This is a genomic window from Stenotrophomonas rhizophila, assembly GCF_003751305.1.
GTDB lineage: Bacteria > Pseudomonadota > Gammaproteobacteria > Xanthomonadales > Xanthomonadaceae > Stenotrophomonas > Stenotrophomonas rhizophila_B.
Window position 1 is genome coordinate 967,936 of sequence record NZ_RJKV01000002.1, and the last position, 12,491, is coordinate 980,426.

At 67.2% G+C, this 12,491-nt stretch carries 10 protein-coding genes and 1 riboswitch; of the genes, 5 read left to right on the plus strand and 5 right to left on the minus strand.

What is annotated here, in order from left to right; genetic code table 11:
- Window positions 1-130: 130 nt before the first annotated feature.
- Window positions 131-251, plus strand: a riboswitch (SAM riboswitch).
- A gap of 78 nt (window positions 252-329) precedes the next feature.
- From metX to EDF74_RS12810, 3 genes are read left to right on the plus strand one after another with little or no spacing between them, the layout of a single operon-like run.
- Entirely contained in the window at window positions 330-1,361 is a 1,032-nt protein-coding gene (gene metX / locus EDF74_RS12800) for a homoserine O-succinyltransferase MetX (protein ID WP_123730878.1), read from the plus strand.
- The gene (locus EDF74_RS12805) at window positions 1,358-2,602 is read left to right on the plus strand and encodes an O-succinylhomoserine (thiol)-lyase (protein WP_123730458.1); all 1,245 of its coding nucleotides are present in this window, start codon (window positions 1,358-1,360) and stop codon (window positions 2,600-2,602) included. Before metX ends, EDF74_RS12805 begins: the two co-directional genes overlap by 4 nt.
- Entirely contained in the window at window positions 2,599-3,666 is a 1,068-nt protein-coding gene (locus tag EDF74_RS12810) for a homoserine dehydrogenase (protein ID WP_123730459.1), read from the plus strand. The genes EDF74_RS12805 and EDF74_RS12810 overlap by 4 nt, the downstream gene beginning before the upstream one ends.
- Before the next feature lie 120 nt (window positions 3,667-3,786).
- Here EDF74_RS12810 and EDF74_RS12815 read toward each other — a convergent pair whose 3' ends face one another.
- Both EDF74_RS12815 and EDF74_RS12820 read right to left on the minus strand, forming a co-directional pair.
- Window positions 3,787-4,788 carry an alpha/beta fold hydrolase gene (locus EDF74_RS12815; protein ID WP_123730879.1) on the minus strand — a complete coding sequence of 334 codons (1,002 nt, stop codon included), beginning with the start codon at window positions 4,786-4,788 and terminating at the stop codon, window positions 3,787-3,789.
- Between the two features lie 114 nt (window positions 4,789-4,902).
- Entirely contained in the window at window positions 4,903-6,285 is a 1,383-nt protein-coding gene (locus EDF74_RS12820; RefSeq protein WP_123730460.1) for an L-serine ammonia-lyase, read from the minus strand.
- 97 nt (window positions 6,286-6,382) lie between these two features.
- Between EDF74_RS12820 and EDF74_RS12825 the strand changes: the two genes are divergently transcribed.
- Window positions 6,383-6,601 carry a glutaredoxin family protein gene (locus tag EDF74_RS12825; protein ID WP_123730461.1) on the plus strand — a complete coding sequence of 73 codons (219 nt, stop codon included), beginning with the start codon at window positions 6,383-6,385 and terminating at the stop codon, window positions 6,599-6,601.
- A gap of 115 nt (window positions 6,602-6,716) precedes the next feature.
- On the opposite strand, the gene EDF74_RS12830 is transcribed toward EDF74_RS12825, so the two are convergent.
- The 3 genes from EDF74_RS12830 to EDF74_RS12840 are packed head-to-tail and all read right to left on the minus strand — an operon-like array spanning window position 6,717 to window position 8,535.
- Window positions 6,717-7,283: a YceI family protein gene (locus EDF74_RS12830; protein ID WP_019186059.1), complete on the minus strand. Its 567-nt coding sequence runs from the start codon at window positions 7,281-7,283 to the stop codon at window positions 6,717-6,719.
- A gap of 2 nt (window positions 7,284-7,285) precedes the next feature.
- Complete coding sequence (locus EDF74_RS12835) at window positions 7,286-7,858, minus strand: cytochrome b (protein ID WP_123730462.1); 573 nt, start codon at window positions 7,856-7,858, stop codon at window positions 7,286-7,288.
- Window positions 7,855-8,535: a YceI family protein gene (locus tag EDF74_RS12840; RefSeq protein ID WP_123730463.1), complete on the minus strand. Its 681-nt coding sequence runs from the start codon at window positions 8,533-8,535 to the stop codon at window positions 7,855-7,857. Before EDF74_RS12840 ends, EDF74_RS12835 begins: the two co-directional genes overlap by 4 nt.
- A gap of 229 nt (window positions 8,536-8,764) precedes the next feature.
- On the opposite strand from EDF74_RS12840, the gene EDF74_RS12845 reads away from it, so the two are divergent.
- Window positions 8,765-12,313, plus strand: a complete 3,549-nt coding sequence (locus tag EDF74_RS12845) for a hybrid sensor histidine kinase/response regulator (protein ID WP_123730464.1) — start codon at window positions 8,765-8,767, stop codon at window positions 12,311-12,313.
- The last annotated feature ends 178 nt before the right edge of the window (window positions 12,314-12,491 follow it).

Below are 12,491 nucleotides of genomic sequence, written 5' to 3' on the forward strand. Positions count from 1 at the left end.
GCAGGCAGCGCAAGGCGTCGGCCGGGCAGGGAGGACGCTGGAGTATGCGCGACTGATGATCATCTGGAATATATATCGCTTCATGCCGATGAAGGGATTGACATGGGCCGGAAGCACTGGCATCGTGGCTCCACCATCGAGACCGGCAGAGGGACAGGCCCTTTGAAGCCGGGGCAGCCCGCAGACGCGAAAGCGACCTGCGTAGGTGCCAAATCCTGCGGAGACCGTTGGTGTCTTCCGAAAGATGGTTCGAACCGTGCACCGTGCGTGCGCTTCGAACGCGAGCTCCGCGAAAGCTCGATGGCCGTTTTCCTCCTTTGGATACCGCCATGCGCTTCGCCACCGCCGCCCCTGTCGCCACCGATTCCTTCGCCCCGCTCAGCGTCCCCGTCGACGCCGGGCTGAACGCCGTGCGCGGCGATATCGCGGCGGTGCTGTCGATGCGTCACGGCGGGGCGCGGCCGGTACGCCTGCGCTACGAATGCGTGGGCCGTGCCGATGCGCCGGTGGTGGTGCTGGCCGGCGGTATCTCCGCGCACCGTCATGTGGCGGCCAATGCCGAGTTCCCGGAAAAGGGCTGGGCCGAGGGCCTGGTGGCCGCAGGTCGCGCGCTGGATCCGGCCTCGCTGCGCATCCTGGCGTTCGATTTCATCGGCGCCGACGGCGCGCTCGATCTGCCGATCGATACCGCCGATCAGGCCGACGCGCTGGCCTTGCTGCTCGACCATCTCGGCATCGCCCGCCTGCAGTGCTTCGTGGGCTACTCCTACGGCGCGCTGGTCGGCCAGCAGTTCGCGATCCGTCATCGCGAGCGCGTGCAGAAGCTGATCGCGGTGAGTGGTGCGCATCGCCCGCACCCGTATGCCGCGGCCTGGCGCGCGCTGCAGCGCCGTGCGGTCGCGCTGGGTCAGCTGCAATGCGCCGAGAGCCACGGGCTGTCGCTCGCGCGCCAGTTCGCCATGCTCAGCTACCGCACGCCGGAAGAATTCGGCGAGCGCTTCGATGCCGCGCCGGAAGTGGTCAATGGCCGCGTGCGCGTTGCCGCCGAGGACTATCTGGATGCAGCGGGTGCGCAGTACGTCGCCCGCACCCCGGTCGATGCTTATCTGCGCCTGTCCGAATCGATCGACCTGCACCGCATCGACCCGGCCGCCATCCAGGTGCCGACCGTCGTCGTTGCCGTGGAGGGTGACCGCCTGGTGCCGCTGGCCGACTGTGTCGGCCTGGTGGAAGGGCTGGGCCCGCGCGGCAGCCTGCGCGTGCTGCGCTCGCCGTATGGCCACGACGCCTTCCTGAAAGAAACCGATCGCATCGACGCGATCCTCGCCACCGCTTTTCGTTCCCCCGGAGAATCCGCATGAGCCGTTCCGCTGGTACCGAGCCGTCCTGTAGCCGCGTCACCGCCGCCGTGCGTGCCGGCATCGACCGTGACACCGCCCACGGCGCGGTGACCCCGCCGATCGTGCTGTCCTCCAACTTCAGCTTCGATGGCTTCGGCAACAAGCGCCAGTACGACTACACGCGCAGCGGCAACCCCACCCGCGATCTGCTCGGTGAAGCGCTGGCCGAACTGGAAGGCGGCGCCGGTGGCGTGATCACCTCCACCGGCATGGGCGCGATCAACCTGGTGCTCAACGCGCTGCTGCAGCCCGGCGATACCCTGGTGGTGCCGCACGATGCATACGGCGGCAGCTGGCGCCTGTTCAATGCGCTGGCCAAGAAGGGTCACTTCGGCCTGATCACCGCCGACCTGACCGATCCGCGTTCGCTGGCCGATGCGTTGGCGCAGTCGCCGACGCTGGTGCTGATCGAAACCCCGTCCAACCCGCTGCTGCGCATCACCGACCTGCGCTTCGTCATCGATGCCGCGCACAAGGCCGGTGCCAAGGTCGTCGTCGACAACACGTTCCTGTCGCCGGCGCTGCAGCAGCCGATCAGCTTCGGTGCCGATCTGGTGCTGCACTCCACCACCAAGTACATCAACGGCCACAGCGATGTGGTCGGTGGTGCGGTGATCGCGCGTGATCCGGCGGTGCACGAGCAGCTGGTGTGGTGGGCCAACGCGCTGGGCCTGACCGGTTCGCCGTTCGATGCGTTCCTGACCCTGCGCGGCCTGCGGACGCTCGGTGCGCGTCTGCGTGCGCACCAGGAAAACACGGCGGCCGTGGTCGACCTGCTGGCCGCCAGCGATGCGGTCGCCAGCGTGTACTACCCGGGCCTGGCCGATCACCCCGGCCATGCGATCGCCGCGCGCCAGCAGAGCGGCTTCGGCGCGATGCTCTCGTTCGAACTGGCCTCGTGCCCGGGCGAGGATCCGCATGCGGCAGTGCGCGCCTTCGTGGATGGCCTGCGCTGCTTCACCCTGGCCGAATCGCTGGGCGGCGTGGAGAGCCTGATCGCGCATCCGGCGACCATGACCCACGCGGCCATGACCCCGGAAGCGCGTGCGCACGCCGGGATCAGCGAAGGGCTGCTGCGCCTGTCGGTCGGGATCGAATCGCCGGAAGACCTGGTGGCCGATCTGCAGGCCGGGCTGGAACGCGCGCAGGTGGTGATCGATCAGCACCGCGACGTGCAGCGCCGTAAACAGGTGGATGCATGAGCGCGGTCCTGAACCTGCCGCTGGCGGACCACCGCAAGCTGGCGCTGCTCGGTACCGGCACGGTCGGCACCGCGTTCGTGCAACGGTACGCCGCGCTGCAGGATCGCGGCGTCATGCTGCCCTCGTTCTCCTGGCTGGCGAACTCGCGCACGGCGCGTGCCTGCGAACAGACCCCCGCGCAGGAACTCGCCCAGGCCAACCTGGCCGCACGCGGCGCGCTGGCGTTGCAGCCGTGGGCGGAAGCCGAAGGCCTCCAGCGTGGCGATGTGGTGGTCGACGCGACCGCCAGTGACGAGGTCGCCAACTGGCACGAACAGTGGCTGGCGCGGGGCGTGCACGTGGTGACCGCCAACAAGCTCGGCCAGGGCGCACAGCTGGCCCGTGCCCAAGCCATCGCCGACAGTGGACAGCAGGGCGCTGCGCAGTACGGCGACAGTGCAACGGTGGGTGCAGGCCTGCCGCTGCTGAGCAGCCTGCGCGCGCTGGTCGCTGGCGGCGACCGCATCCATCGCGTGGAGGGCGTGTTGTCCGGTTCGCTGGCGTGGTTGTTCCATCACTACGATGGCCAGCGACCGTTTTCGGCGTGGGTGCGTGAGGCGGCCGAGGCCGGCTACACCGAGCCGGACCCGCGTGTGGATCTCTCCGGCGAAGATGTCCGTCGCAAATTGCTGATCCTGGCGCGCGCCAGCGGCATCGCGTTGCGTGCCGAGCAGGTGCAGGTCGCTTCATTGGTACCTGACGCGCTCGCCGCGCTGTCACCGGCGGATGCGTTGGGTCAGCTTTCTGTGCTGGACGCACCGCTGCAAGCTTACTGGCAGCAGGCGCAGGAACAAGCAGGGTGTCTACGTTTCGTCGGTGGTTTCGACCACGACGGAGCGGCGGTTGGGCTGCGCGTCCTGCCGCGCGATCATCCGCTGGCCGGCGGTGCACAGACCGACAACCGGGTCGCGATCCACAGCGACCGGTATCACGCCCAGCCGCTGCTGATCCAGGGGCCGGGCGCCGGGGCGGACGTCACCGCCGCCGCGTTGCTGGATGACGTGCTGGCGATCGTGCGGCGCTGAATGCCGTGCGATCCCACCCAGGCACACGGTGGCGCCAAGGGTGGGCTGGCTGCGTCGGCGGATAATGGTGAGGACGGCTGCTGCCACGCATGGCGTGGCACTACCGGGGTGGTGGGCAGGTCAGTCGTGTTGTGAGATTGCCTTCAGCAGTGCCGCATTGAACCGGTCCGGGTCCTGCACCTGTGGCGAGTGGCCGAGGTCTTCGAAGCTCACCAGGGTGGCGCCTGGGATCGCTGCCGCCGCCGCTTTGCCCAGCGCAGGGTAGTTGCCGAGCGTCGCTTTCAGGGCGGGTGGTGCCAGATCACGGCCGATTGCAGTGCGGTCGGTCTGGCCGATGAACAACGTGGTCGGTACCGTCAGCCTGGGCAACTCATGGACCACCGGCTGGTTGAACACCATGTCCGAGGTCAGCGCCTGGCTCCATGCCACCGCCTGTTTGCCGGGGCCGTCGTACATGCGCGACTGCATGCGCACCCACTGCTCGTACTCGGGCTTCCACTGGCCGTTGTAATAGACGTCGAGCTGGTACTTCTTGATGCTGTCGAAGCTGGTCTTCAGCTCGCCCGCATACCAGGCGTCGATGCTGCGCCATGGCACGCCCTTGGCCTTCCAGTCTTCCAGTCCGATCGGGTTGACCAGCGAGAGACTGAGGGTGCGCTGCGGGTACATCAGCGCGAAGCGGGCCGCGAGCATGCCTCCCATCGAATGGCCGACGATGTGCAGCTTGCCTTCGCCGTAGCCCAGATGCTCCAGCAGCGCTTCGGTATTGGCAGCCAACTGGCCGAACGAGTACTGGTAGCGCTCGGGCTTGCTCGATTTGCAGAAGCCGATCTGGTCCGGTGCGATCACCCGGTAGCTGGCCGCGCTCAGTGCCGCGATGGTGTCCTTCCAGGTGGCCGCGCAGAAATTCTTGCCGTGCAGCAGCACCACCGTCCCGGCGAAGCCTTTGCCACCGGCGGGCACGTCGATATAGGCCATCTCCAGCGGCTGGCGCTGGGACTCGAACCGGAAGATCTTCACGGGGTACGGATAGTCGAAGCCTTCCAGTCGCGGGCCGTAGGTGTCGGCGGCGAGGGTGGTCAGCGGCAGGCAGGCGAGCAGGGCGGCAGCCAGGATGCGCATGGCGGTCTCCATCGGGGGGAAGTCCTGACTGTACCGGAGCGGCCGTGCAGGCGTACCGACGATGCCACCGGGAGCAGCCGACCAACGGTCGGCTCTACCGCCGGGGACGGTCGATCAGCACTCGATGACGTTGACCGCCAGCCCGCCGCGGCTGGTTTCCTTGTACTTGTCCTGCATGTCGCGGCCGGTATCGCGCATGGTCTTGATGACCTTGTCCAGCGAGACCTTGTGCTTGCCATCGCCACGCATCGCCATGCGCGAGGCATTGATCGCCTTGACCGCGCCCATTGCATTGCGCTCGATGCAGGGAATCTGCACCAGCCCACCGATCGGGTCGCAGGTCAGGCCGAGGTTGTGTTCCATGCCGATTTCAGCGGCATTCTCGATCTGGCTCGGGTTGCCGCCGAGTGCAGCGACCAGGCCGCCGGCCGCCATCGAGCAGGCCACGCCCACTTCGCCCTGGCAGCCGACTTCGGCACCGGAGATGGAGGCATTTTCCTTGTAAAGGATGCCGATCGCCGCGGAGGTCAGCAGGAAATCGAACACGCGCTGTTCGTTGGCGCCGGGGCAGAAACGGTCGAAATAGTGCAGCACCGCTGGCAGTACGCCGGCTGCGCCGTTGGTCGGTGCGGTCACCACGCGGCCACCGGCGGCGTTTTCTTCGTTCACGGCCAGCGCGTACAGGTTGACCCAGTCCAGCGTGGTCAGCGGGTCGCGCATCGCCGCTTCCGGCTTGGAGGACAGTTCGCGGTACAGCGCCGGGGCGCGGCGTGATACATGCAGGCCGCCGGGCAGGGTACCTTCCTGACGGATGCCGCGCTCCACGCAGGCCTGCATGGCGCTCCAGATCTCGCGCAGGCTGTCGCGGATCTCGTCCTCGGTACGCCAGCACTTTTCGTTCTCGAACATCATCTGGGCGATGCTCAGGCCACTGCGGGCGGTCTGCGCGAGCAGCTCATCGCCGCTCTTGAACGGGTAGGGCAGCGGGGTTTCATCGGGCACGATGCGGTCATCGGCCGCGTCATCCTGGTTGACCACGAAGCCGCCGCCGACGGAGTAGTAATCGCGCGTGGCGATCACCTGCTCGTCCGCACCGTAAGCCGTGAAGCGCATGCCGTTGGTGTGGTACGGCAGCTTCTGGCGCTTGTTCAGGCCCAGGTCGCGCTTCTCGTCGAAGGCGATCTCATGCTGGCCCATCAGGCGGATGCGCTTGCTGCTGCGGATCCGCTCGAGCGTCTCGGGGATGATGTCCGGATCGATCAGGTTCGGGCGCTGGCCTTCCAGCCCGAGCAGCACGGCCTTGTCGGTGCCATGGCCACGGCCGGTCAGGGCCAGCGAGCCGTAGACGTCGGCGCGGATGCGCACCACGTCTTGCAGATGGCCGGGATCGAGGAGCCAGCGGTGCACGAAACGTTCGGCAGCCTTCATCGGTCCCACGGTGTGCGAAGAACTCGGGCCAATGCCGATCTTGAAAACGTCGAACGTGCTGACAGCCATGATTGCCAAACTGCGGGTATCGGATGGAGCGCTATTCTATGCTGTCGCAGGCGCCAGCCTTGAGTGCGGCGCAACATTTCCCAAGGCGGGTGGGCCGGTGTTTACCTTGTACCAGCGTGATGACTGCCAGTTGTGCGACCAGGCCCTGGCGGTGCTGGCCCAGGCCCGGGTGGCCGATCTGGACAGTGTGTTCATCGATGACGACACCGCGCTGGAGGCCCGCTACGGGCTGCGGGTGCCGGTGCTGCGCGATGCGCAGGGGCGGGAACTGGACTGGCCGTTCGATGTGGCGGGACTGCGGGCCTGGATCGGCTGACACCCAGCGCCGCTTGGCGGTGCTGGATGCCGTAGCGCCGGCCGCTGGCCGGCTCGTCGGGATTCGATCATCGCGGGAGGAGCCGGCCAGCGGCCGGCACTACCGCCATCTGACGTTACTTCGCCTTCAGGACCACTTTGGTGCTGATCGCGGTTTCGTTCGGGATCGTTTTGGTGTCGGCCCAGTCGCCGCCACCCACGCCGAAGTCCAGGCGCTTGACCGTGGCCTTGCCGGCCAGCACCGGCTGCGCGCCCGGGGTCCAGGTGAAGGTGAGCGTGACCGGCTTGCTCACGCCACGCAGCTCCAGCGTACCGTCGGCGGCGTACTGGTTGTTGCCCAGCGACCGGAACTTGGTGGCGCTGTACTTGGCCTGGGCGAACTTGCCCACGTTGAAGAAGTCCGCGCCCTGCAGGGTCGAATCGCGGTCGCTGTTGCCGCTCTTGGCGCTGGCCAGCGGAATGGTCACTTCCAGCTTGGCATCGTCCAGCTTGGCCGGATCGAAGCTGATCCGGGTGTCGAAACCCGGGAAGGTGCCGGTGAACACTTCGCCGTCGTACTTGGTGGCAAAGGCCAGCACCGAGCCGGGTGCCTGCACGTAATCGGCGGCCAGCACCGGGGCAGTGGCCAGCAGCCCGGCCAGGGCGGCAGCGACGGCGGCGGGAGAGGTGAGCTTGATGTTCATGGTCAATCCTTCTGGGGGGAGGCAAGCCAGCGCTGCGGGAGCATGCGCGCAAGCGTGGCATCGCGTTGGTAAAAATGGTGATAAAGCGCCGCACCGGCATGGGCGACCACCACGGCGATCAGCAGCCAGAAGCCCCACTCATGGATGGCGTGCGAGATCTGTGTGACGCGTTCGTCCGGTGGGCTCAGCTTCGGCACGTCGACCAGCCCGAACCAGCGGAACGGACGCAGGCCGCTGGCGGAGTCGTAGAGCCAGCCCGACAGCGGAATGCCGAACATCAGCACGTACAGCAGCCAATGGGTGGCCGAGGCGATGCGCTCCTGCCACGTCGGCGTGCCCGGCACCGGGTGTGGTGCGCCGGCGTACAGGCGCCACAGCAGGCGGGTCACGACCAACGCCAGCACGGTGATGCCGATCGATTTGTGCATGGTGTAGACCCAGAAGTACTTCGGGGTCCTGGGCAGTTCGCCCATGGTCAGCCCGACGATGCCCAGCGCGAGGATCAGTACGGCGATCAGCCAGTGCAGGGTCTGGCTGACGCCACCCCATCGGGTCGGGGTGTTCTTGGCGGTCATGGCGTGGTCTCCTGGACCGGCTGTGGGGAATCTGAGTCGGCCGGGGCGGCGGGAGTTCCCGGCGCATCGGTGGGGGCGGTATCGGCAGGATCGCCGGCGTTGCGATCACGCACGGCTTCGGCCTCGATCCGCAACTGCACCTCATCACCGATCATCGAGGCCCAGCCATCCACGCCGAAGGCGCTGCGGCTGAGCGTGGCGGTGGCCGAGAAGCCAGCGGTACGCCGGAACGGAGGCAGTGGATGCCGCTTGAGTGCGTTGAGGGTGACCGCCAGGGTCACCTCGCGGGTCACCCCGCGGACGGTGAGCTGGCCGGTAACGTTGGCGTGGGTCGGATCAATGGGCGCGACATGTGTGGAGACGAAGCGTGCCTCAGGAAATCGCTCGCCATCGAGCAGGTTGCGCGCCAGCGTGGCGGTGTTCCATTTGGCATCGCCCAGGTCCAGCCGCTGGATCGGCACGCTGACCTCCAGTCGCGCGCTGCGCCAGTCATCCGGATCGAACACCAGCACGCCTTCGCTGCCCGATACCGTCCCCAATGCATGCGAGAAACCGGCATGCTCGACCGCGAACAGCACACGGGTGTGCACCGGGTCCAACCGATAGCTGTCCGGCCCAGCAGTGGCGAGCAGCGGGGTGGTGGCCAGCAGCAGGGAAAGTGTCAGGCGCTTGAGCACGTCGCAGCCTCCATCAGGGTCTGGGGCGATCATACGCACAGCCATGTCATCGGATGCAGCGTCATGGCTGAAACAGATCGTGGTGCGGCCGACAACAGCGCCGCCCGCCTGTGCTGTCTCACTCGCCTGCGGCGGAAACAACCCGTTCCATCCACGGCAGCGGGGCCAGAATGCGGACACCGTCCTGATCGCTGTGTGACAATCCTCACTAACAGGGAGATCCGGATCGATGAGCACGCGCCGCTGGGGTGCAGGCATCGTGCTGTTGGCGCTGTGGTTGTGCGCAGTGCCGTCAGTGTTGGAAGCCGCAGGGACATCGGCAGAAACGCCACGTTTGCGCCGCCTGAGCGCCGCCGAAGGCATGCCATCGCGCATGGTGCTGGCGCTGGCCCAGGACCGCCAGGGGTACATCTGGGCCGGTACCGATGACGGGCTGGCCCGCGTGGACGGCGTTGGCCTGCGGGTGTGGCGCAATGATCCGGCCGATCCTGGCTCGCTGCCCGGCAACGAGGTGGAAACGCTGCTGGTCGATCCGCTGGACCGGGTCTGGGTGGGGAGCAACGGTGTGGGCCTGAGCATGCTTGGCCCGGAACGCACGGCGTTCACCCGTTTTTCCGCCTTGAGCGAGGCCTGCGAAGGCCAGTTCTGGTCGCTGGCGTATGCCGCGCAGTCCTTGTGGATCGGCACCAACCAGCATGGTCTGTGCCGGCGCAGTGAGGATGGCACGCTGGTCACCTACCAGGCAGACCCGAACGATCCACGCAGCCTGCCCGACAACACCATCTACAGTCTCCTGGCCGATCCGCAGGGGCGGGTATGGGTGGGTACGTCCAATGGCGTGGCCCGTTGGGATGGCGATGGCTTCACCCGTATCGCGCCGGCGCTGCTCGGCGGCAAGAGTGTGTTCCGCCTCAGCCGTGAGCCCGACGGGACGGTCTGGGCAGGTACTGAAGGTGGGCTGTTCCGCATCGATGCCGACGACCAGGCCCGTGCGGCAGCCTGGAAGCTCAGCGCGGATGTGCGTGCGGCGACGGTCATCCACGACCGTCATGGCGGGTACTGGCTGGGCACGGCCGATGGCCTGTACCGGGGCGATGATCGCGCGATGCGCCTGCTCGCCGGCGACGCGGGCAGCGGCTTCCTGACCGCACGCAGCGGCGTGCTGGACATGCTGCAGGACCATGAGGGCGGCCTGTGGGTGGCCATGCTGACCCAGGGCCTTGCCTATCTGCCGCCGGACTGGAAACGCTTCTCAAGCTGGTACCAGCTCGATGGCAAGCCGCTGGACAGTGTCTATCTGCTCGGCGCCGCGGCAGCGGGCGATGACTACTACATCTCCGGCGCGCACGGGCTTTACCGCCTTGATGCCCAAGGCGAGCTGCGCCAGATCGCCGACGATACGCAGATCGGTGTCGGTGCGGCCTGGTCGCTGTTGCCGCGCGACGACGGGGCCGTGTGGATCGGGCGTGCCGGTCGATTGAGCCTGTACCAGCCCGCCACGCGCACACTGCGGGAGTGGAAGATCGGCGGTGGCGCGGATGTGCGTCAGCGCATCGATCTGATCCGCCAAGCACCCAATGGTGAGCTGTGGTTGTCGATCATGAACTTCGGCATCCAGCGCCGCGATGCCCAGGGCAACGTGCTCGACACCATCCGCAACGACCAGGACCGTGGGCTCGTGGAAGACCCGGTGGAACAGATGGTGTTCGATCCGCGCGGCCAGCTGTGGGTGATGGGCGGCGCGCTGGGCCTGCGGCGTTGGCATGATGGCCGCTTCGAGCAGGTGCCCGGGATTTCGCGCGGCAACATCTACGATGCCGCGTGGACAGGGCCGGACGAGCTTTGGCTGGCCCGCCAGGGGGCGCTGGAACGGTACCGCTGGGATGGGTTGAGCATGAGCCTGCGTGAACGCGTCGGCCCTGCCGAGGGCATGCCGCCGGTGTCCATGGGCGGACTGGCGCTGGGCAGACACGGACAGGTGTGGGCGACCACGCCACGCGGGCTGATCTGCTGGCATGCCGACGCGCAGCAGCTGCGGTTGTATGGCGAGCGCGATGGGCTGCCGGATGTGGAATTCAGCAATCGCCCACCGGTGCAGGCGCGCGATGGCCGTGTGCTGGCCGTCACCGCGACCGGGCTGGTCGGCTTCGATCCGGACGCGCCTGACAGGGTGTTGCCGCCTTCGCAGCTGGTGATCGACAGCGTGCAGGTCCGTCGCGATGACGCCGAGGGTCAGCAGATGTTGTCCACACATGCGCCGATCGTGCTCGGCCCGCAGGACCGCGATCTCATCGTGTCCGCACGCTTGCTGTCCTTTGCCAACCCACATGGCAACCGCTATCGCTACCGCGTCTCCGGTTACGACCAGAACTGGGTCATGCAGGCCGCCGATGGGGAGCGACTGCTGTCGCGACTGCCGGCGGGCCACTACCGCATCGAGGTGCAGGCAGCCACGTCGCAGGGCGACTGGACGCCCTCCAGCACGCTGGCGCTGGAGGTACGCCCGCCGTGGTGGCGCAGTGGCTGGGCGATCGTGGGGTACGTAGTGCTTGGCCTGGTCGCGGTAGCAGCGCTGGCCTACGTTGCGCGTGCCCGCCTGCGCCGTCGTCAACAATGGCAGCTGACCGTGCACAAACAGCAGCTGGCCGAGCAGGCCTCGCAGGCGAAGAGCCGCTTCCTGGCGACGCTGGGTCATGAAGTGCGCACCCCCATGACCGGCGTGCTGGGCATGAGCGAGTTGCTGCTGGCCACCCCGCTGGATGAGGTGCAGCGGGGCTACGCGGGCTCGATCCAGCATGCCGGCAAGCACCTGCTGCGGCTGGTCAATGACGCACTGGATCTGGCGCGTATCGAGGCCGGTCGACTGGAGCTGGACCTGCGGCCGTTCGACCTGATGTCGTTGATGGAGCAGGTGGAAGCGCTGATGGAGCCGATGGCGCATCATCGCGGGTTGGCGTTCGAGCGCAGCTTCAACCTGCCCGGTCCCGTGCAGGTCAGTGGCGATGAAATGCGCGTGCGCCAGATCCTGATGAATCTGCTCGGCAACGCGATCAAGTTCACCGAGCAGGGCCATGTCGGGCTGGGCGTGGAACTGAGCGGTGATGGACGCGGCCTCGTCTTCGACGTGTCCGATACCGGGCCGGGCATCAACCAGGACCAGCAGGCGCGGCTGTTCCATCGCTTCGAGCAGGCTGACGGCCCACGCACGGCGTCGCGCTACGGTGGCAGCGGGCTGGGGCTGGCGATCTGCCAGGAGTTGGCGGTGGCGATGGGGGGGCGCATCGGCATCGACAGCCGACCCGGTCATGGCGCGCGCTTCACCGTCGAGCTGCCGTTGCCTTGGTCGCTCTCACCGATGGGAATGTCGCGGGACGCCGGCGCGGAAACGCGCGCACAGCTGCCGCCGCTGCGGATCCTGCTGGTCGAAGACGACCCCACCGTGGCTGACGTGATCGTTGGCCTGCTGCGGACCCGTGGGCACGAGGTGGTGCATGTTCTGCACGGCCTGGCGGCGTTGTCGGAAGTGGCGGCGGGAAGCTTCGATATCGGCCTGCTCGATCTCGACCTGCCCGCCTTGGATGGCATCGCCATTGCCGGGCAGCTGCGCGCGATGGGGTATGAGCTGCCGCTGATCGCGGTCACCGCGCGCTCGGATGCCTACGCCGAACAGCAGGTGCTTGCCGCGGGCTTTGACGGTTTCCTGCGCAAGCCGGTCACCGGTGATCTGCTGGTGGACGCCATTGCACAGGCACGCGCCGTACGGGCGTTGCGTTACTGATCCGGCTGCGGATCGCATGAGGTGTACATCGAATTTTTGTTTCGAACCTGCGATTTCAATCTGAAACTTGATTGACCGGGATGTGACGGCCGCACGGTCTGGCCGATGGTACGGCCACCGCTTCGACATACCGTGCTGTTCGAGCAGCTGAGGATGGTTGGAGTATAGGTGGCAGGAG